The following is a 20,809-nucleotide window of genomic DNA, read 5'->3' on the forward strand; positions in this document are numbered from 1 at the left end:
CCCGTAGGCCCCCTCTTGCTTGCAACCGAGAACCGGCCATTGCCTGAATCAGGCGTCTGGCGCGGCCTTGGCTTGCGGTTCGCTGTTTTCGTAGATCATCAGCGGCTGCGAGGTGCCCTCGATGACGCTCTCGTCGATAACCACCTTGCTGACATCCTTTTTCGAAGGGATCTCATACATGGTATCGAGCAGCACGCCTTCGAGGATCGAACGCAGGCCACGAGCGCCAGTCTTGCGCTCCAGGGCCTTGCGTGCAACGGCCTTGAGCGCATCGCTGCGGAACTCGAGGTCGACGCTTTCCATCTCGAACAGCTTGGCATACTGCTTGGTCAGGGCATTCTTCGGCTCGGTGAGGATCTGCATCAACGCAGCCTCATCCAACTCGTCGAGGGTAGCCAGTACCGGCAGACGGCCGACGAACTCCGGAATCAGGCCAAACTTGACCAGATCGTCCGGCTCGACCTCACGCAGGGACTCACCAACCTTCTTGCCCTCTTCCTTGCTGCGCACTTCGGCACCAAAACCGATGCCACCTTTGGTGGAGCGGTTCTGGATGACCTTTTCCAGGCCCGAGAACGCACCACCACAGATGAACAGGATGTTGCGGGTATCAACCTGCAGGAATTCCTGTTGCGGGTGCTTGCGGCCGCCCTGCGGCGGAACCGAGGCCACGGTGCCCTCGATCAGTTTCAGCAGCGCCTGCTGCACGCCCTCACCGGACACATCGCGGGTAATGGACGGGTTGTCCGACTTGCGCGAGATCTTGTCGATTTCGTCGATGTAGACAATGCCCATCTGGGCCTTTTCCACGTCGTAGTCGCACTTCTGCAACAGCTTCTGGATGATGTTCTCGACGTCCTCACCCACATAACCGGCTTCGGTCAGGGTGGTGGCGTCAGCAATGGTGAACGGTACGTTCAACAGGCGTGCCAGGGTTTCGGCGAGCAGGGTCTTGCCCGAGCCGGTCGGCCCGATGAGCAGGATGTTGCTCTTGCCCAGTTCGACTTCGTCACCCTTCTTGTCACGCTGGTTCAGGCGCTTGTAGTGGTTGTACACCGCTACGGCCAGCACCTTCTTTGCGCGTTCCTGACCAATGACGTACTGGTCAAGGATGCCGCTGATTTCTTTCGGCGAAGGCAATTTGTGCGCGCTGCTCTCGGCCTGGGCTTCCTGCACCTCCTCTCGGATGATGTCGTTGCACAGGTCGACGCACTCGTCGCAGATAAATACCGAGGGCCCGGCAATCAGTTTGCGCACTTCGTGCTGGCTTTTGCCGCAGAAGGAGCAATAAAGCAATTTGCCGCTGTCCTCGCCGTTACGGGTGTCAGTCATTCGATCGATCCAATCCGGTAGGCTTGCAACACAAGATGAAGGCAATTGCGGGCTTTTTCAAGTCCGCAGGTAGGCGCTTTCGACGCCCACCTGCTCTGACCCCCCGGTTCAGGAGGCCAGTTGCCGCTTGTCGTAGACCGAGTCGATCAGGCCGTACTCGGCTGCGCGCGAGGCGCTCATGAAGTTGTCACGCTCGGTGTCACGCTTGATGGTCTCGAGGTCCTGGCCGGTGTGATAGGCCAGCAGCTCGTTCAGACGGGCCTTGATATTGAGGATTTCCTGGGCGTGGATCTCGATATCGGTGGCCTGACCCTGGAAGCCGCCCAGCGGCTGGTGGATCATCACGCGCGAGTTAGGCAGGCAATGACGCTTGCCCTTGGCACCTGCCGCCAGCAGGAAGGCGCCCATGCTGCAGGCCTGGCCGATGCAGATGGTCGAAACGTCCGGCTTGATGAACTGCATGGTGTCGTAGATCGACATGCCGGCGGTGACGGAACCGCCCGGCGAGTTGATGTACAGATGGATATCCTTGTCCGGGTTTTCCGCCTCAAGGAACAGCAGTTGCGCAACGACGAGGTTGGCCATGTAGTCCTCTACCGGGCCAACCAGGAAGATCACACGCTCCTTCAACAGGCGCGAGTAGATGTCGTAAGCGCGTTCGCCACGGGCGGACTGCTCGATAACCATCGGGACCAGGCCGCCTGCGGCCTGGATGTCAGAGCTCTGCTGAATATAAGAATTGCGGGACATGTCCTGCGCTCACTCCCAAATAGTCATGGCTTGAATACGCACAAGCCAGCTCGAAGGCTGGCTTGTGGAGGTTTCCTACGAGAGAAGCCCGTTACTCAGCAGCGGCAGGAGCCTCGGCTGGTTTAACGGCTTCTTCGTACGAGACCGACTTGTCGGTCACAGTCGCTTTCTGCAGAACAGTATCTACAACTTGTTCTTCCAGCACAACCGAACGCACTTCGTTCAGTTGCTGGTCGTTCTTGTAGTACCAGGCGATGACCTGCTCAGGCTCCTGGTAAGCCGACGCCATTTCTTCGATCATCTCGCGAACCTTGGCGTCGTCCGGCTTCAGCTCGAACTGCTTGACCACTTCGGCCACGATCAGGCCCAGCACGACGCGGCGCTTGGCTTGCTCTTCGAACAGCTCGACTGGCAGCTGCTCAGGCTTGATGTTGCCACCAAACTGCTGAACAGCCTGCACGCGCAGACGGTTGACTTCGTTTTCCAGCAGGGCTTTTGGCACTTCGATCGGGTTGGCGGCCAGCAGACCGTCCATGACCTGGTTCTTGACCTTGGTCTTGATCGCCTGACGCAGCTCACGCTCCATGTTCTTGCGAACTTCGGCGCGGAAGCCTTCCAGCGTCGATTCCTTGATGCCGAACTGGGCGAAGAACTCTTCGTTCAGTTCTGGCAGTACAGGTGCCGAAACGCTGTTGACGGTGATGGTGAACTCAGCGGCTTTGCCAGCCAGGTCCAGGTTCTGGTAGTCCTCTGGGAAGGTCACGTTGACAACGCGCTCTTCGCCAGCCTTGGCGCCCACCAGACCTTCTTCGAAGCCTGGGATCATGCGGCCGGAACCCAGCACCAGCAGGGTGCCCTTGGCCGAACCACCGGCAAACGCTTCACCGTCGACCTTGCCGACGAAGTCGATGTTGACCTGGTCGTCGTTCTGCGCAGCGCGCTCGACGGCCTCAAAGCGGGTGTTCTGCTTGCGCAGCACTTCCAGCATGTTGTCCAGGTCACTGTCAGCCACTTCGGCGCTCAGGCGCTCGACCTTGATCGACTCGAGGCCCGCAACAGTGAACTCAGGGAACACTTCGAAGATGGCGACGAACTCCAGATCCTTGCCCTTTTCGAAGGACTTGGGCTCTACAGCCGGGGCGCCAGCCGGGTTCAGCTTCTGCTCGACGATGGCTTCGTAGAAGGAGGCCTGGACCAGGTCACCGAAAGCCTCTTGACGGGCGTCCGCCTCGAAACGCTGACGGATCACGGTCATCGGTACTTTACCAGGACGGAAGCCCGCAATCTTGGCGCGCTTGGCAGTCTGCTGCAGACGCTTGTTGACTTCGTTCTCGACGCGCTCGGCCGGAACGGCGATGGTCATGCGGCGCTCGAGAGCGGAAGTGTTTTCAACAGAAACTTGCATGGATATTCCTCGTTGCACAGACGTTAGCCGGCGTTAGCCCGACTCCAGAATCAAGGGCAAACATTCTAGTGAGTCACGCAGCAGAAGTCACCCCACACGGGACGACTGAAAACAACGCCGGTCGATTAACTTTCAAGGCCCGCACGGCACAGCGCCAGGCCTGCTTCCAACAGGGGCTGCGCGGCGCCGGGGGCGGCCTGCAGCCGAAATACTTTGTCAAACAACTACCCGCAACGCATTCGCTTCCTTTATTCAGGATCAATGTCGTTGAACTGGCAGTACTCCTCCCATTCCAGCCCCAGCGCCTCGGCCACTTCACGGTGCGTTTCCAGGCGCATGGCCTGCAGCTGCTCCGGGGACTCGGCAATCAATTGCAGCGCCAGCTCCCAAGGCTCAATACCCTGCTCCTCGGCGGCATCCTCGAACGCCCACTCGATTTGCTGGGCCTGCTCACGCGCATCCAGCTCGCGGATCTCCTCGATCAACTGCGGATTGGCTTCGGCAAAGCGCTGCAGCGCCAAGGCCTGACGGGCTTCTTTTGCAATCATCGTGGTGTCCTTTGCCGGCCAAACGGGCCGGTGTTTCAACCGGCTGAAATCTAACAGCTTTTATTGGGGTGCCACCAGTGGATTACAAGGGGCAGGAAGTGTTTTGGCTGGGGCGCGGCTCATCACCGCTACGCAGACCCAAAACAAAAAGGCGCCCGATCTCACGATCAAGGCGCCTTTCAGGAATATGGGGTGGACGATGGGAATCGAACCCACGACAACTGGAATCACAATCCAGCGCTCTACCAACTGAGCTACGCCCACCATATTGCGGTCTTGCTGTACAACCTTACAGAAGCATGGTGCGGACGAAGAGACTCGAACTCTTACAGCTTGCGCCGCTGGAACCTAAATCCAGTGTGTCTACCAATTTCACCACGTCCGCGTAACGCTTAAAACAAAGGCGCCAGATGCTATCGAGGCGCCCTTGAAAAATATGGGGTGGACGATGGGAATCGAACCCACGACAACTGGAATCACAATCCAGCGCTCTACCAACTGAGCTACGCCCACCATATTGCATTACAGCCTACTTGCTTGCCAAAGCTGCCTAATGGCGCACCCGGCAGGACTCGAACCTGCGACCATCCGCTTAGAAGGCGGATGCTCTATCCAGCTGAGCTACGGGCGCTTAAGCTTGAAGCCTAACCGAACGAGACGCTAACAAGGAACTGTTAAACCACTCATTCTGCCCGACTTAGCCAACCAGTGCTAGGCTGTGCCCGACAAGTGCGGCGAATCTTATAGTCGACCCCGAAAGTCGTCAACACCTTTTTCGAAAAAATTTAAATTATTTAAGGGGTTAGGGGATTTGCCCGACCACCCGCCTTTGCCCTTGGCCCATGTCGTGCGAGAATGCACGTTCTTTATTGTTCCTTCTCGATGGTTAATCACGCGTCTATGACTGCACACCTAATCGATGGCAAGGCTATCGCCGCCAGCCTGCGCCAGCAGATCGCTCAACGTGTCGTGGAGCGTCGCCAGCAAGGCCTGCGTACGCCGGGCCTGGCAGTGATCCTGGTCGGCACCGACCCCGCCTCCCAAGTCTATGTCTCGCACAAGCGCAAGGACTGCGAAGAGGTCGGCTTCATTTCGCAGGCTTTCGACCTGCCCAGCGAGACCACGCAACAAGCCCTGACCGAGCTGATCGACCGTCTCAATGACGACCCGGCCGTCGACGGCATCCTGCTGCAACTGCCGCTGCCGGCACACCTGGACGCCTCGTTGCTGCTCGAGCGCATTCGCCCGGACAAGGATGTGGACGGCTTCCATCCGTACAACATCGGCCGCCTGGCCCAGCGTATTCCACTGCTGCGCCCGTGCACACCGAAAGGCATCATGACCCTGCTGGAAAGCACCGGCCAGGACCTGTACGGCATGAACGCGGTGATCGTCGGCGCGTCCAACATCGTTGGCCGCCCGATGGCCATGGAACTGCTGCTGGCCGGCTGCACCGTGACCGTCTGCCACCGCTTCACCAAGGACCTGGCCGGCCACGTCGGGCGTGCCGACCTGGTGGTCGTGGCTGCCGGCAAGCCGGGCCTGGTCAAGGGTGAGTGGGTCAAGGAAGGCGCCATCGTCATCGACGTGGGCATCAACCGCCAGGAAGACGGCAAGCTGGTCGGCGACGTGGTCTACGAGACTGCCCTGCCCCGCGCCGGCTGGATCACACCGGTGCCGGGCGGCGTCGGGCCGATGACCCGGGCGTGCCTGCTGGAGAACACGCTGTATGCGGCAGAAGAGCTGCACAAGTAATACCGCGTGATGCAAAAACGGCACCTTTGCAGGTGCCGTTTTTTTTGCCCGTGACTAATGGCCTCTTCGCGAGCGAGCGGTTGGCGGTCGGTGAAACCACCCCGGCGTTCAGCCGATCACTTCCTGGCCGCCTCCCAGGACTTCAGCAGTTCGTTGTAGCTGACGGTCTCGCCCATGGGCTTTTCGTTGGCCAGCTTGGCTTTCGGCGCACCCGGCTGGTCGAACCAGTACTGGGCATCCTTCTCCGGATTCAGCTTGGGTGCACACGTCGCCTGGGCGTTGGAGCGTTGCAGACGCTCCATCATGCGGTCCTGATCGCGGGCCAGCCCATCCAGGGCCTCCTGCGGGGTCTTTTCGCCACTGGCGACTTCGGCGATATGGCTCCACCACAGCTGTGCCAGCCGCGGGTAGTCCGGCACGTTGGTGCCGGTCGGCGTCCACTGCACCCGCGCGGGGCTGCGATAGAACTCCACCAGCCCACCGAGCTTGGGCGCCAACTCGGTCATGGCCTGGGAGTTGATGTCCGACTCCCGAATAGGCGTCAGGCCGACGATGGTCTTTTTCAGCGATACGGTCTTTGAGGTGACGAACTGGGCGTACAGCCACGCCGCCAAGCGTTGCTTCTCGGGGGTGGACTTGAAGAAGGTCCACGAGCCAGTGTCCTGGTAGCCGAGTTTCATACCCTCTTCCCAGTAAGGCCCCTTCGGTGAAGGCGCCATGCGCCACTTCGGCGTGCCGTCGGCATTCACGACCGGCAAGCCGGGCTTTGTCATGTCGGCGGTGAATGCGGTGTACCAGAATATCTGCTGGGCAATGTTGCCTTGCGCCGGCACAGGGCCGGCTTCGGAGAATGTCATGCCCTGCGCTTCCTTGGGCGCGTAAGCACGCATCCAGTCCACGTACTTCTGCGTGGCATAGACGGCGGCCGGCCCATTGGTATCGCCGCCGCGGGTCACGCTGGAACCCACCGGATGGCAGTCCTCCACGCGAATGCCCCATTCATCGACCGGCAAACCATTGGGCAGGCCCTTGTCGCCGCCGCCGGCCATCGAGAACCAGGCATCGGTGAAGCGCCAGCCCAGTGACGGGTCTTTCTTTCCGTAGTCCATGTGCCCGTAGACGCGCTTGCCGTCGATCTCCTTGACGTCTTCGGTGAAGAACTTGGCAATGTCCTCGTACGCCGACCAGTTCACTGGCACCCCCAGTTCATAGCCGTACTTCTCTTTGAACCTGGCCTTCAACTCCGGCCGTTCGAACCAGTCGGCGCGGAACCAGTACAGGTTGGCGAACTGCTGGTCGGGCAGTTGGTAGACCTTGCCATCGGGCGCGGTGGTGAAGGAAATACCGATGAAGTCCTTCAGGTCGAGGGTCGGCGAAGTATAGGCTTTGCCCTCGTTGGCCATCAGGTCGGTGATCGATTCCACTTTGCCGTAGCGAAAGTGCGTACCGATCAGGTCGGAGTCGTTGACCCAGCCGTCATAGATGTTCTTGTCCGACTGCATCTGCGTCTGCAGTTTTTCCACCACGTCGCCTTCCTGCAGCAGGTCGTGGGTCAGCTGGATGCCGGTGATTTCACTGAAAGCCTTGGCCAGCACCTTGGATTCGTATTCATGGGTGGTGATGGTTTCCGACACAACGTTGATCTTCATCCCGCGAAACGGCTCGGCTGCCTTGATGAACCACTGCAATTCGGCCAACTGCTGTTCGGGGGTAAGGGTCGAAGGCTTGAACTCACTGCCGATCCATTTCTTTGCCGCCTCTTCGTACTGGTCGGCCCAGGCTGTGCCTTGCACGCTGGCCAGTACCAGCAACGCGGCCAGGGTCAAATGTCGCCTGTTGTGTTTGTTGTCGAACATTGTGATCTCCCGTTTCAGTTATCCCACAGGGCCGCTCGCTCAGCCCCAGCGCAACACCACCGCCAGCCACGCCAGCGACAGCAGCGAGGCCACCCACAATGGCCAGTCGCTGACACCGACCACCAGCAGGTGCAGGTAGGCGCTGGCCAGCAGGCCGATGAACAAACGGTCACCTCGGCTGGTGACCAGCGGCAAAAAGCCCCGTCGCTCTACGCAGGGGCGACGCAGTTCAAGCAGGGTCATGCCCAGCAGCAACAGGCCCACAGCGACGAAGAACAGCGCTGTCGGCAGGGTCCAGGCCATCCACTCCATGCGTTGCCCTCCTCACACCCGGCCCAGGGCGAAGCCCTTGGCCACATGATTGCGCACGAACCAGATCACCAGCATGCCCGGCAAGATGGTCAGCACCCCCGCCGCCGCCAGCACACCCCAGTCGATGCCCGATGCCGACACCGTGCGGGTCATCACCGCGGCAATCGGCTTGGCATTCACCGAGGTCAGGGTGCGCGCCAGCAGCAGTTCGACCCAGGAGAACATGAAACAGAAAAACGCCGTGACGCCGATGCCGGAGCCAATCAGCGGAATGAAGATCTTCACGAAGAAGCGCGGAAAACTGTAGCCGTCGATGTAGGCGGTTTCGTCGATTTCCCTTGGCACACCCGACATGAAGCCCTCCAGGATCCACACCGCCAGCGGTACGTTGAACAGGCAATGGGCCAGCGCCACGGCAATGTGGGTATCGAACAGCCCGATCGACGAGTACAACTGGAAGAACGGCAGCAGGAACACCGCCGGTGGCGCCATGCGGTTGGTCAGCAGCCAGAAGAACAGGTGGCGGTCGCCGAGAAAGCGGTAGCGCGAGAAGGCATAGGCCGCGGGCAACGCCACGAGCAGTGAAATCAGCGTGTTCAGGCACACGTAGTACAGCGAGTTGATGTAGCCGCTGTACCAGCTGGCGTCGGTGAAGATCACTCGGTAGTTGTCGAGCGTGAACGCCTGCGGCCACAGGGTCAGGCCGCCAAGGATCTCGGCGTTGCTCTTGAACGACATGTTCAGCAACCAGTAGATCGGCACCAGCAGGAAGAAGAAGTACAGCAGCAGGGCCATTGATTTGCGTGTGCTCATGGCCTAGTCCTTGTCGGCATGGGTCATGGCTGTGTAGAACAGCCACGACACCAGCAGGATGATCAGGAAGTACACCAGTGAAAACGCTGCCGCCGGCCCCAGGTCGAACTGCCCTACAGCCATACGCGTGAGGGTCTGGCTGAGGAACGTGGTCGCGTTGCCTGGCCCGCCGCCGGTCAGCACGAACGGCTCGGTGTAGATCATGAAACTGTCCATGAAGCGCAGCATCAACGCGATCACCAGCACGTTCTTGAGCTTGGGCAGCTGGATATGGCGAAACACCGCCCAGCCCGAGGCCCGATCGATGCGCGCGGCCTGGTAGTACACGTCGGGGATCGCACGCAGCCCCGAATAGCACAGCAAAGCCACCAACGAAGTCCAGTGCCACACATCCATCACCAGCACGGTGAGCCAGGCGTCGAACGGGTCACCGGCGTAGTTGTAGCTGACCCCGAGCTTGGCCAGGGAAGCGCCGAGCAGGCCGATATCGGCACGGCCGAAAATCTGCCAGATAGTGCCGACCACGTTCCACGGGATCAGCAACGGGATAGCCATGACGATCAGGCACACCGAGGCCATGCGTCCTTTGGTTGGCATGGCCAGGGCGATGCCTATACCCAACGGAATTTCGATCAGCAGGACGCAGGCCGAGTAAATGAACTGGCGCAGCAATGCGTCGTGCAGCGCCGGGTCGCGCAGCACCTGGCGGTACCAGTCGGCACCGACGAAGTAGCGGCTGGACTGGTCGAAGATGTCCTGCACCGAGTAGTTGACCACCGTCATCATCGGCACCACCGCGCTGAACGCGACCAGCAGGAACACCGGCAGCACCAGCCACCAGGCCTTGTTGTTCGACACCTTGTTGTTCATGGCCCGGTCTCCAGCAGCACATCGTCGACATACAGCATCAGCCACTGCGCCGGCAGGCTGACCCAGGCCTGGTCCACAGGCAACGGGCGGTCCTCGCCCAGCCTCGCCTTGAGCGCGACACCGCCCAGTTCGAGGGTGACGATGCGATAGGTACCCAGGTCTTCGACGTCCAGCACCCGCGCCGGGTAGGCCCCCTCGAACGGGCTGTCCCATAGCTGCACGAACTCCGGGCGAATGCCCACCTGCAGCCGCCCGCCCGCCAGTGAGGCCAGGCGCTCGCACAGGCCATCGGGCAGCACCAGCTGGACATCGCCGAACACCACTGCGCCCGCCTCGGCACGCACGTCGATCAAGTTCATGCCCGGGCTACCGATGAAATAACCAACGAACGTATGCCGCGGTCGCTCGAACAGCTCGCGCGGTGTGCCGAACTGGACGATGCGTCCGCCGTGCATCACCGCGATCTTGTCGGCGAAGGTGGAGGCCTCCAACTGGTCGTGGGTGACGTAGATCATGGTGATATTGAACTGCTCATGAATCTGCTTCAGCTTGCGCCGCAGCTTCCACTTCAGATGCGGGTCGATCACCGTCAGCGGCTCGTCGAACAGGATCGCCGACACGTCATCGCGCACCAGGCCACGCCCCATGGAGACTTTCTGCTTTTCATCGGCGGTGAGGTTGCGTGCCTTCTTGCGCAACACGGCAGTCAGTTCGAGCACTTCGGCAATTTCTTCCACCCGGGCACGCACCCGGGCTTCATCGAGCCCCTGGTTGCGCAAGGGGAAGGCCAGGTTGTCGAACACCGTCATGGTGTCGTACACCACCGGGAACTGAAACACCTGGGCGATATTGCGCGCCTGCGGGGACAGCTGGTTGACCGGCTTGCCGTCGAACAGCACCTCGCCATGAGACGGCGTCAGCAGCCCGGAAATGATATTGAGCAAGGTTGACTTGCCACAGCCCGACGGCCCGAGCAACGCATAGGCACCGCCCTGCTCCCACACATGTTCGAGTGCGTGCAGGGCATAGTCTGCCTCGCTGGCGGGCTGGCGGCTGTAACTGTGCGCCAGCTGGCGCAGGCGGATTTCGGCCATCACCCTCTCCTTGCCTGGCGCAACCCCGGGGCCTGCACCAACACCCCGGCGCTGTCGAAAACGAACAGCTTGTGCGTGGGGATGAACACGCGTATCGGCGTGTCCACCTGGTACTCGTGCACCCCGGGAAGGTGCAGCACCATGCGCCAGTATTCGTTGCGCACATGCAGAAATGTTTCTGACCCACTGATCTCGGCCAACTCCACCAGTACCGCCAGCTCCAGGTCATCGTCGTGGGCTGGCACCAGCGCGATATGGCTGGGGCGCACGCCGAAGCGGTAGTCACCCTCGGCCAGCGGCTCCAGGTCGGCATTGCGGGCAAAGTGCACGGTCTGGGCCAGGCTTACCTCGTTACCCGTGATACGGCCAGACACCAGGTTGATCGGCGGCTCGGAAAACAGCTCGGCAGCCAGCACGCTGCTGGGTCGCTGATAGACCGCGGCGGTGGGCCCGCTCTGCACGATACGGCCTTCGTGCACAAGGGTGGTGGTGCCGCCCAGCGCCAGCGCCTCGTTGGGCTCGGTGGTGGCGTACACAGCAATGCAATGGCGCGCCGCGAACAGCTCGCGCAGCTCCTGGCGCAGGCCTTCACGCAACTTGTAGTCGAGGTTGACCAATGGCTCGTCGAAGAGGATCAACGAGGCATCCTTGACCAGTGCCCTGGCCATCGCCGTGCGTTGCTGCTGGCCACCGGAGAGTTCCAGTGGCAGGCGTTGCAGGTAGGTTTCGATGCGCAGCATCTCGGCAGTTTCCTGCACCCGCCGCCGGATCTGGTCCTCGGCCATGCGCGCCTGGCGCAGCGGCGAGGCGATGTTTTCGTACACGCTCAAGGTCGGGTAATTGATGAATTGCTGATACACCATCGACACATTGCGCTGGCGTACCGGCACACCGGTGACGTCCTGGCCATCCATCAGCACCCGCCCACGGTCCGGGCGGTCCAGCCCAGCCATCAGGCGCATCAGGCTGGTCTTGCCGGCCAGGGTGCGACCCAGCAGCACATTGAACGAGCCGGGCTCGAAACGCAGTGACGCATCGACGATCCACGGCTGGTTGTCGACGCTACGGCTGACCTGCTCCAGCACCAGGGACATGGCGTGGCCTTTTTGTGATTGTTGTCTGCCGGGTACAGCCAGTTCCGTGCCAGTCCTTGCCCGATGCTCTGGTTCGGGGCCTGGGTGGCAGCGCTGGCAAATCGCGGGCTCGCACGTGAACACAATCACTGCACAACTGGACACTGGCCAGTTTGACAATGAACAGCCGTGAACAACACTGAACGGCGGTCGACCCATGACAACAATCACACAGGACAGGCCCATGGCCGCATCCACTTCGACCCACACCCAACTGATCCAGGCGTCCTGGGACCGCTGCCGCGCCCACGGCCTGCAGCCGCAGCATGCGCCAGACTTTGACTGCCTGTCCCGCGCCGAGCTCAGTGCCCTGCTGGAGCGGCGCCAAAACCTGCTGCGCCTGACCCGCGAGGAAGTGCTACCGCACTATGCGCACCTCTTGGGTAACGCCAGCTACCTGGTGATGCTGGCCGATGCCAGTGGCTGCCTGCTCGACAGCTGGGGCTCGCGGCGTTTCATCGAACCGCGCCAGCACCATGGTTTCAGCGCCGGCGCCCATTGGCACGAACGTGGCGTCGGCACCAACGCCCTGGGCACCACACTGATTTGCGCCGAAGCGGTTCACGTCGGCCAGGACGAACACTTCCTGCGCCAGAACCGCTACATGTCCAGCGCCGCCGCCCCCCTGTTCGACGCCGCACGGCAGCTGGTCGGGGCGCTCGACGTAGCCAGCGACGGCTACCTGCCGGCCAGCCAGACGCTTGGGCTGGTGCGCATGATGGGCCAGAGCCTGGAGAACCGCCTGATCCTCGCCGAACATGCTGACCAGCATGCACAACTGATCTTCAACAGCGCCTCCGACAACCTCGACAGCCCTTGGGCCGGCTTGCTGGTGTTCGATGAACGCGGGCAGGTGTTGGCCGCCAATCACCGGGCCGATAGCCTGCTCGGCGTAAACCCGCTGGAGCAAAACATCGAGCAACTGTTCCAGTTACCCCTGCAACAGCTGCTCAGCCATCCCCGACAACAGCCCTTCGCTCTGCAGGCCACCGGGCGCAACCGCTTTCACTGCCAGTGGCACCCCCCACGCGAAACCACTCGCCGCCCCGAAGCCGGCAGTGCCGAGCCGCGCCTGGAAAAAGCCTTGATACAAGCCGGCCTGCTATTGGAAAAGGACATCCCGGTGTTGGTCGAGGGCGAAACAGGCGTAGGCAAAGAAGTGTTCGTCAACACCCTGCACCGGGCCAGCAGCCGCGCCAGGCAGCCGCTGGTCGCCGTAAACTGTGCGGCGATCCCGGCCGAACTGGTGGAGTCGGAACTGTTCGGCTATGACAAAGGCGCGTTCACCGGTGCCCACCACAAGGGCAACCCGGGGCTGATCCGCAAGGCCGACCACGGCATCCTGTTTCTGGATGAGATTGGCGACATGCCACTGCCCACCCAGGCCCGCCTGCTGCGCGTACTGCAGTCGCGCAGCATCCAGCCGCTGGGCAGTGGCGAACCGGTGCCGGTGGATATCCGCGTGGTGTCGGCGAGCAATCGCAACCTGGCCGAAGAAGTGCGCGCCGGGCGCTTTCGCCAGGACCTGTACTACCGCATCGCCGGCCTGACGCTGGTGCTGCCTCCCCTGCGCGAACGCGCTGACCGGCGCCAGCTGATTGACCAGGTGCATGCCCGCTACCGCGAGCCCGGGCAACCTGCGCGGCTGCCGCCGGCCATTATCGACCTGTTCGATCAACACCCCTGGCCGGGCAACCTGCGCGAACTGGTGAGCGTGCTACAGGTCGCGTTGGCCCTGGCGGCCAACGGGTCGGTCGGCGTCGAGCACCTTCCAGCGGGCTTTCTGGCCGAGTCGAAAACACCGGTGCCGATAGCGACTGAAGAGACGGACCTGCAGAGCCTGGTCGAGCAAGCCAATGGCAACCTGTCGGCGGTGGCCCGCCAACTGGGTATCAGCCGCACCACACTGTACAAGCGGCTGCGTGAGCGATGAATCGATTGGCCCTGAAGCGCGCCGCACAGCAGGTTTTCGAAGCCACCCCTGATCGACAAGCAGGTGGCGCCCCCCGTGCAGGTCAAGACCACGGCCCACTGATGACCTTCAAGGGTCACGCCACTGCACTGGCTGCCGGTAGGCCTGTGCCCAGGCTTGCACGTCACTGGCGGGCATCGGCCGGGCGATGCAGTAACCCTGCGCCAGCTCGCAGCCCAGGCCCATCAGTACCCGGCCGTGCTCGACACTCTCCAGCCCCTCGGCAATCACCTCGCGGCCAAACGCCCGGGCCAGGCCGATCACTGCCTCCGTCAGCGCCAGGTCGTCCTGGTCATGAAGGATGTCACGCACGAACGACTGGTCGATCTTGATCGTCTGAGTCGGCAAGCGTTTCAGGTAACTCAAGGACGAATAACCGGTGCCGAAATCGTCCAGCGAGAAACGCACACCCAGCGCACGGCAGGCATCCAGGCAGCGGCTGACATGCTGCAGGTTGTCGATGGCCACCGACTCGACGATTTCCAGGTCCAGCAGCGCCGGGTCCACCGCCGGGTACGCTGCCAGCAGCTGCTGCAGGCGCTCGGCAAAGTCATTGCGCTGCAAATGCCGCGCGGCGATATTCACGCTCAGCGACCAGGGCTGCCCTTGGCGCTGCCAGGCCTGCAACTGGCTCAACGCCTGCCCGATCACCCACTCGCCGATTTCGACGATCAGGTCGGTCTGCTCTACCCAGGGCAGGAAATCGCCAGGCGGCACCACACCACGGCCTGGCCGCTGCCAGCGCAATAAACCCTCGAAGCCCAGTACCTTGCCACTGCGCAGGTTGACCTTGGGCTGGTAGTAAAGGCACAGCTCACCATTGCGCAGCGCCCGGCGCACGCGCGCTACGGTCTGGTGGGTGGCCTTGAGTTCCTGTTCCTGCGACACGTCGAACAGGTGGTAACGGTTGCGCCCGCGCTGCTTCGCCACATACATGGCCTGGTCGGCATGACGCACCAACGTGTCGGCATCTTCGTCATCCTGCGGGTACAGGGTCACGCCGATACTGGCGCTGAGCGACAGCGTATGCTCACGCACCACACAAGGCGCCGCCAATGCACGCAATACCCGCTGCAGGGCTGCATGCAGCTGGTGCTCATCATCGACATCGCGCAAGGTCAGCACGAATTCGTCGCCCGACAGCCGGGCCACGGCATCACCACCGCGCAGGATACTCTTCAAGCGCTGCGCCACTTCCACCAGCAGCAGGTCACCCACGGCATGCCCGTAGCCGTCGTTGACCGCCTTGAAACCATCCAGGTCGAGCATGCACACCGCCAGCGAGATGCCTTCGCGGCGCGAGTAGGCCAGGGCCTGGTTCAGCAGGTCGGACAGGTAGGCACGGTTGGGCAGGCCGGTGAGCACATCGTGGCCCACCCGCCACTGCAAGGTATGCAGCAGCTGGCGCTTCTCGGTGACGTCAAAGCGGATCGACACATACTTGCGCACCTGGCCTGTCAGCGGATCGACCAGTGGCACCATGGTGCTGTCGACCCAGTACAACGAACCGTCCTTGGACCGGTTACAGATTTCGCCCTTCCACACCCGCCCGGCGACCAACGCCCGCCACATGCCGACAAAGAACGTCGGTTCATGCAGCCCGGAATTGAGGATGCGGTGGTTGGCCCCCAGCAGTTCTTCACGGCTGTAGCCCGAGATGCTGCAGAACTGCTGATTGACGTAGGTGATGTTCCCACGCAGGTCGGTTTCCGAAAAGATCGCGGCCGCGTCCACGGCCGCGCGATAGTTATCATCCATAAAGCATCCTGCCTTAGCGGTTGAAGCGCTCCACCAGGGCGCGCAATCCGGCGCACACGTGTTCCAGTTCGGTACCGCGCGAGGCGGCGGCGTTGGCGCTATGGGCGCTGTGCTGGGCAATACCGGCTACGCCGTTGATCTGCCGCGAAACGTCTTCTGCCACCGCCGACTGCTGCTGCGAGGCGGTGGCCATCTGCTGGCTCATATCGCTGATGCGCTGTACCGCGTCACGAATGCCATGCAGCGCCTGCCGGGCTTCCTGCACCTGGGCAACGCCCTGCTCGGCACCGTCGATGCCTCGGCTGGCGATCGCCACGGCTTCCTCGGCGCCACTGCGCAGGGCATCGATGATGGCCTGGATGTGCAGGGTGGACTGGCGGGTCTTGTCGGCCAGTGCCCGCACCTCGTCGGCGACCACGGCAAAGCCCCGGCCCTGCTCGCCCGCACGGGCAGCCTCGATGGCGGCGTTGAGGGCCAGCAGGTTGGTTTGCTCGGCAATGCCGCGGATCATCCCGGCGGCCTCGGCGATGGCGCCGGTCTGACCCGCCAGGTGGCTGACCGCCTGGTTGATCTGCGTCACGGTGCTGGCCAGGTTACGAATGGCCGCACCGCTGGCATCGGCCACCTGGCTACCTTGCTCGGCCAGCAGGTGCGCCGTGTGTGCCTCGGCGGCGGTCAACTGCACGTGGTTGGCCACTTCGCCAATGGAGGCGGCCATCTGGTTCATTGCAGTGGCGCTCAGGTCGGTTTCGGCACGCTGCTCCAGCAATGCCGCCTCGGTGCTGCGCGACAACTGCCCGGCATCGCGAGCGGCCACGGCCATTTGCCCGGCCAGATCGCTTAGCCGGGTCAAGGCGGTTTTCAGGCGTGCCTCTTCGCTGATCAGCATCAGTTGCAACTGCCCGGCAGCACCCGACAGGTCGCTGTAGGTCAAGGCTGCAATCGGGTCGGCGAAGGCACCGTCGGCACCCTGCACAATCTGCTGCAGCTGCCGCCCGAGGGCATTGCGCACCCACAGGCCGCAGGCCACGAACAGCCCCAGGGTCAGCCCCTGCCCCACCAGGCCAGGCCACAGCTGGTTGGCCCCCACCGCCAGCAGCCCACCGGCCAGTGGCAAGGCCAAGGCCTGCGCCAGCAAGCTCAGCCGGCGCGGCACCGACAATGCCGCCTGGCCGTTGCGCAGCCGCGCATACAGGGCTTCGGCACGGGCTACTTGCTCGCGCGTAGGGCATACGCGCACCGACTCGTAACCCACTACCCGCCCACCTTCGAGGATGGGCGTGACGTAGGCATTGACCCAGTAGTAGTCGCCGTTACGGCAGCGGTTCTTGACGATACCCATCCAGCTCCTGCCGGCTTTCAGGTAGCGCCACATCAACTCGTACACCGCCGGCGGCATATCCGGGTGGCGCACCAGGTTGTGCGGGCTGCCGATCAGTTCGGCCTCGCTGTAGCCACTGATGGCGGCAAACTCTGGGTTGCAGTAGGTGATCAGGCTGGCGGTATCGGTAGCAGAAATCAGCCGCTGATAGGGGGGAAAACGTTGCTCGACCGGGGTTACCGGCAAGTTGAGGCGCACGATGAGACTCCATTCAATGACAAGCCGGCACCCAGTTCATCGACGGCCATCGGAACCGATTCATGAGGATCCGTTCCAATGGGCAAAAGCGCTTCCTGCCGTTACGGCACGAGGCCGAACGGTACAAGGAAGGTGACGATGACTGACCGGTCAAGCCATGAATTCTACGAAATTCATCACATAAATAAAACAAAGGTGATCGATCATGGCGTTGCGCCACATTGATAGATATCGTTAAGTTCTTGATTCTAAATGGGAATTAAGCGATGACGAGATCAGCTTTGGGTATCGCCCTGCGCCGCTACCGCAAGCTGGCGGGCCTGACCCAGGCACAACTGGCCGAACGGACCGGCTTCGACCCCAAGACCATCAGCCGTTTCGAAACCAGCACCTACACCCCCAGCATCGATGCAATCATGGCGTTTGCCCAGGTGCTGGGCGTCAAGCCCAAGGACTTCTTCGCTGAACCGGACGACGAAGAGGAGCAGCGCGCCTACCTGTTCGGTGTCATCCACAACGCCCCGCCCAAAGATCTTGGCAAGCTGATTGCAGCGGTGGACCAGGCACTGGCCAAGCCCTGAGCTATTTCACGCGCCCCCTTTCACGGCACGCACCGAACTAGAGCATGGCAGGCCGGATTGCCCCACAACTGGTCAGACCGGTAAGGCCAAAAAACCTTGCAATCAGGGATTTTTCGCGCTTTTATGGCCTCGCGCTGAACAAACCGGTAAGACCACAATAATTAAGTCCTGCGCTCTTTCGCCCCGTGCGGCTACCGAAGCAAGGACACCGATCAGAGACTCCTCCCATGCTCAAATGGTGCTCGCGTTCGATTTTCCTGCAAGTCGTACTCGGCCTTGCCCTCGGCATCGCCTGCGGTCTGAGCTTCCCCGACCTCTCCCTGCAACTCAAACCCCTCGGCGACGGCTTCATCAAGCTGATCAAGATGCTCATCGGCCTGATCGTGTTCTGCGTGGTGGTCAGCGGCATTTCGGGTGCGGGTGACCTGAAAAAGGTCGGGCGCATCGGCCTGAAGTCGGTGATCTACTTCGAAGTGCTGACTACCCTGGCGCTGGTGATCGGCCTGGTGTTCGCCTTCACCAGTGGCATTGGCAGCGGTGCCAACATTCACCTCGATCAACTGTCCGCCGCCGATGCCAACGGCTTGGCCGAGCGCGGCCAGCACATCCATGGCGCCACGGCATTCTTCATGGACCTGATCCCCACCTCGGTGATCGGTGCCTTCGCCGACAACAACATTCTTCAGGTGCTGCTGTTCTCGGTGCTGTTCGGCAGCGCCCTGAACCTGGTGGGTGACTCGGCCGCCGGCATTTCGCGACTGATCAACGAACTGAGCCATGTGATCTTCCGCATCATGGGCATGATCGTGCGCCTGGCGCCGATCGGCGTGTTCGGTGCCATCGCCTTCACCACCAGCAAGTACGGCCTGGCGTCGCTGCAGCACCTGGGCGGGCTGGTGGCGCTGTTCTACCTCACCTGTGCCGGCTTCGTGCTGATCGTGCTGGGCACCGTCATGCGCCTGTCGGGCCTGAAACTGCTGCCGTTGATCAAGTACCTGCGCGAAGAGCTGACCATCGTCCTGGGCACCGCCTCTTCCGACGCCGTGCTGCCACAGATCATGCGCAAGCTTGAGCACCTGGGCATCGGCAGTTCCACGGTCGGCCTGGTGATCCCTACCGGCTACTCGTTCAACCTCGATGGTTTTTCCATCTACCTCACCCTGGCAATCGTGTTCATCGCCAACGCCACCGGCACGCCACTGGAAATGACCGACCTGCTGACCATCCTGCTGGTGTCGTTGGTGACTTCCAAGGGGGCTCACGGCATCCCAGGCTCGGCACTGGTGATTCTTGCCGCCACCCTGACTGCGGTACCGGCGATTCCCGTGGTAGGCCTGGTACTGGTGCTGGCGGTGGACTGGTTCATGGGTATCGGCCGGGCGTTGACCAACCTGATCGGCAACTGCGTGGCCACCGTGGCCATTGCCCGTTGGGAGAAGGACATTGACCTGGAACGTGCGCAGAACGTGCTCGACGGCAAGCCTGGCTTTGCCCCCACGCCACGCAAGCAACCCAACGCCCATCAACAGGAATTCTGAGCGAACGTGGCCGGCATGACGCCGGCCCTTCCAGGAGCGAACCGTGATCAGCTCATCAACCGTCGTCAACTCAGTGGTGGAAAAACTCCGCCAGGCCCTGGCCCGCGGCCAATGGCGCACCGGCGACATGCTGCCAGGCCAGCGCGAACTGGCCGAACAACTGGGCATCAGCCGCCCCAGCCTGCGCGAAGCGGTAACCGTGCTGGAAACACTGGGCCTGGTGCGCTCGTTACCCGGCAAGGGCGTGTTGGTGCTCGATGCCGATGCCCAGCCGTCGGGCGTGGAAACCAGTGCTGCGGCCAGCCTGGCCGACGTGCTGGAACTGCGCTACACACTCGAACCGTTCATCGTCGGCCTGGTGGCGCAGTCGGCCAACAGCCAGGACATCGGCCAGTTGCGCCTGACCCTGATGGACATGCGCGAAGCGCTGGAGGCCGATGACAGCGAGGCCGGGGTCAAAGCCTACATTGCCTTCCATGAAGCGCTGTTCGCCCTGACCACCAACCCGATTTTCCAGAGCGTGGTGCAGCAGACCGGCAATGCCCTGAAGCAAAGCGCCGACATGCTGCGCAACTCGCCCGAGCACCTGGCCGCGCGGCTGAAGGAAAACGAAGCGGTGGTGCGCGCCATTCGCGAACGCAGCAGCGCCCAGGCCAGTGCCCAGATGCGTCAGCACATCGTGGCCGAAGGGCTGCGCATGGGCATCGCGCTGAATATCCCGGACGAACATCCGCATCCATGACCTCAGGAGAGTGCCCATGAACGCCGTCCCCCACTTGCCTACCCTGCTCGCGGCCGGCGAAACCCGCCTGTCGGCCGAGCAGATTTATCCGCGGCTGTTCGACGCCATTCTCGAACAGCGCCTGCCGCCGGGCAGTCTGTTGCCCGAACAGGCGCTGGGCCATGCCTTTGGTGTCAGCCGCACGGTGATCCGCCGTGTGCTCGGGCGCCTGTCCGACCAGCAGGTGGTAGTCCAGCGCCCCAGCCACACCGCGCATCTGGCTGCGCCTGACCCGGACCAGGCACGTCAGGTGCTCAGTGCCCGGCGTCTGGCCGAAACCACGCTGATCACCCTGGCCGCGCAACGCGCCCGGCCGGCGCAGGTACGCCAGTTACGGCAACTGGTAGAGCGCGAGCGCCAGCACCATGAGCGTGGCGAACGCTGCGCGGCGATCCGCCTGGGCGGCGAGTTCCATCTGAAACTGGCGCAGGTGGCGGCCAATGCGCCACTGGCGCGATTTCTCAATGGACTGGTGCCGATGACCTCGCTGATCATCGCTCGCTACGAATCGCCTTGCTGCGATCACTGCGCGTGGGAAGAGCATGCGGCAATCATCGATGCCGTGGAGCAAGGTGATGCCGAAGCGGCCCTGGAGTTGATGCACAGGCACCTTGACCGTCTGGAAGAAAAGCTGGACCTGGAATAACCCGTCCAGACTGACGCGATCGCTCCCTCGTAGCACGCGCTCAAGCAACCATTTGCATCTGTGCTGACGCGGGTGATGGGCTGCAA

At 62.2% G+C, this 20,809-nt stretch carries 18 protein-coding genes and 4 tRNA genes; 6 read left to right on the forward strand and 16 right to left on the reverse strand.

What is annotated here, in order from left to right; genetic code table 11:
- Positions 1–48 precede the first annotated feature (48 nt).
- From clpX to N5D53_RS24335, 8 genes are all read right to left on the reverse strand, one after another.
- Positions 49–1,332 carry an ATP-dependent Clp protease ATP-binding subunit ClpX gene (clpX, locus tag N5D53_RS24300; RefSeq protein WP_003250242.1) on the reverse strand — a complete coding sequence of 428 codons (1,284 nt, stop codon included), beginning with the start codon at positions 1,330–1,332 and terminating at the stop codon, positions 49–51.
- A gap of 108 nt (positions 1,333–1,440) precedes the next feature.
- Positions 1,441–2,082, reverse strand: coding sequence for an ATP-dependent Clp endopeptidase proteolytic subunit ClpP (clpP, locus tag N5D53_RS24305; RefSeq protein ID WP_003259400.1), 642 nt, complete (start codon positions 2,080–2,082; stop codon positions 1,441–1,443).
- 91 nt (positions 2,083–2,173) lie between these two features.
- Positions 2,174–3,487: a trigger factor gene (tig, locus tag N5D53_RS24310; RefSeq protein ID WP_014753846.1), complete on the reverse strand. Its 1,314-nt coding sequence runs from the start codon at positions 3,485–3,487 to the stop codon at positions 2,174–2,176.
- Positions 3,488–3,735: 248 nt separating this feature from the next.
- A complete protein-coding gene (locus N5D53_RS24315; RefSeq protein WP_104962145.1) occupies positions 3,736–4,035 on the reverse strand; it encodes a DUF6388 family protein in 300 nt (99 codons plus the stop codon).
- Positions 4,036–4,223: 188 nt separating this feature from the next.
- A tRNA-His gene (locus tag N5D53_RS24320) sits at positions 4,224–4,299 on the reverse strand.
- A gap of 36 nt (positions 4,300–4,335) precedes the next feature.
- Positions 4,336–4,420, reverse strand: a tRNA-Leu gene (locus N5D53_RS24325).
- 52 nt (positions 4,421–4,472) lie between these two features.
- Positions 4,473–4,548: transfer RNA gene (locus tag N5D53_RS24330), tRNA-His, on the reverse strand.
- Between the two features lie 41 nt (positions 4,549–4,589).
- Positions 4,590–4,666, reverse strand: a tRNA-Arg gene (locus tag N5D53_RS24335).
- 269 nt (positions 4,667–4,935) lie between these two features.
- Between N5D53_RS24335 and folD the strand changes: the two genes are divergently transcribed.
- Complete coding sequence (folD, locus tag N5D53_RS24340; protein ID WP_003250234.1) at positions 4,936–5,790, forward strand: bifunctional methylenetetrahydrofolate dehydrogenase/methenyltetrahydrofolate cyclohydrolase FolD; 855 nt, start codon at positions 4,936–4,938, stop codon at positions 5,788–5,790.
- Between the two features lie 116 nt (positions 5,791–5,906).
- Here the strand turns inward: folD and N5D53_RS24345 are convergent, their stop codons facing one another.
- From N5D53_RS24345 to N5D53_RS24370, 6 genes are read right to left on the reverse strand one after another with little or no spacing between them, the layout of a single operon-like run.
- On the reverse strand, positions 5,907–7,646 hold the full coding sequence (locus tag N5D53_RS24345) for an ABC transporter substrate-binding protein (protein ID WP_003250232.1): 1,740 nt from the start codon (positions 7,644–7,646) through the stop codon (positions 5,907–5,909).
- Between the two features lie 39 nt (positions 7,647–7,685).
- Positions 7,686–7,958, reverse strand: coding sequence for a DUF2160 domain-containing protein (locus N5D53_RS24350; RefSeq protein WP_129933833.1), 273 nt, complete (start codon positions 7,956–7,958; stop codon positions 7,686–7,688).
- 12 nt (positions 7,959–7,970) lie between these two features.
- On the reverse strand, positions 7,971–8,771 hold the full coding sequence (locus tag N5D53_RS24355; RefSeq protein ID WP_003250228.1) for a carbohydrate ABC transporter permease: 801 nt from the start codon (positions 8,769–8,771) through the stop codon (positions 7,971–7,973).
- Positions 8,772–8,774: 3 nt separating this feature from the next.
- Positions 8,775–9,641: a sugar ABC transporter permease gene (locus N5D53_RS24360; protein WP_049587533.1), complete on the reverse strand. Its 867-nt coding sequence runs from the start codon at positions 9,639–9,641 to the stop codon at positions 8,775–8,777.
- Entirely contained in the window at positions 9,638–10,735 is a 1,098-nt protein-coding gene (locus N5D53_RS24365; protein ID WP_064493432.1) for an ABC transporter ATP-binding protein, read from the reverse strand. Before N5D53_RS24365 ends, N5D53_RS24360 begins: the two co-directional genes overlap by 4 nt.
- Positions 10,735–11,829, reverse strand: coding sequence for an ABC transporter ATP-binding protein (locus tag N5D53_RS24370; protein ID WP_104962148.1), 1,095 nt, complete (start codon positions 11,827–11,829; stop codon positions 10,735–10,737). Before N5D53_RS24370 ends, N5D53_RS24365 begins: the two co-directional genes overlap by 1 nt.
- Before the next feature lie 223 nt (positions 11,830–12,052).
- Here N5D53_RS24370 and N5D53_RS24375 point away from each other — a divergent pair, with 223 nt between their 5' ends.
- Entirely contained in the window at positions 12,053–13,801 is a 1,749-nt protein-coding gene (locus N5D53_RS24375; RefSeq protein ID WP_190869094.1) for a sigma-54-dependent Fis family transcriptional regulator, read from the forward strand.
- A 108-nt stretch (positions 13,802–13,909) separates the two neighbouring features.
- On the opposite strand, the gene N5D53_RS24380 is transcribed toward N5D53_RS24375, so the two are convergent.
- The gene (locus N5D53_RS24380; protein ID WP_104962150.1) at positions 13,910–15,598 is read right to left on the reverse strand and encodes an EAL domain-containing protein; all 1,689 of its coding nucleotides are present in this window, start codon (positions 15,596–15,598) and stop codon (positions 13,910–13,912) included.
- A 13-nt stretch (positions 15,599–15,611) separates the two neighbouring features.
- Positions 15,612–17,177: a PAS domain-containing methyl-accepting chemotaxis protein gene (locus N5D53_RS24385; RefSeq protein ID WP_190869093.1), complete on the reverse strand. Its 1,566-nt coding sequence runs from the start codon at positions 17,175–17,177 to the stop codon at positions 15,612–15,614.
- A gap of 266 nt (positions 17,178–17,443) precedes the next feature.
- Between N5D53_RS24385 and N5D53_RS24390 the strand changes: the two genes are divergently transcribed.
- The 4 genes from N5D53_RS24390 (at position 17,444) to N5D53_RS24405 (ending at position 20,723) form a co-directional block, all read left to right on the forward strand.
- Positions 17,444–17,758, forward strand: a complete 315-nt coding sequence (locus N5D53_RS24390) for a helix-turn-helix transcriptional regulator (protein WP_003250216.1) — start codon at positions 17,444–17,446, stop codon at positions 17,756–17,758.
- A gap of 227 nt (positions 17,759–17,985) precedes the next feature.
- Positions 17,986–19,296, forward strand: a complete 1,311-nt coding sequence (locus N5D53_RS24395; RefSeq protein ID WP_012053078.1) for a C4-dicarboxylate transporter DctA — start codon at positions 17,986–17,988, stop codon at positions 19,294–19,296.
- A gap of 43 nt (positions 19,297–19,339) precedes the next feature.
- Complete coding sequence (locus tag N5D53_RS24400; protein ID WP_010953230.1) at positions 19,340–20,038, forward strand: FCD domain-containing protein; 699 nt, start codon at positions 19,340–19,342, stop codon at positions 20,036–20,038.
- Between the two features lie 16 nt (positions 20,039–20,054).
- Positions 20,055–20,723, forward strand: a complete 669-nt coding sequence (locus tag N5D53_RS24405) for a GntR family transcriptional regulator (RefSeq protein ID WP_010953229.1) — start codon at positions 20,055–20,057, stop codon at positions 20,721–20,723.
- The last annotated feature ends 86 nt before the right edge of the window (positions 20,724–20,809 follow it).

Source organism: Pseudomonas sp. GD03862, from assembly GCF_029840855.1.
GTDB classification, from domain to species: Bacteria; Pseudomonadota; Gammaproteobacteria; order Pseudomonadales; family Pseudomonadaceae; genus Aquipseudomonas; species Aquipseudomonas alloputida.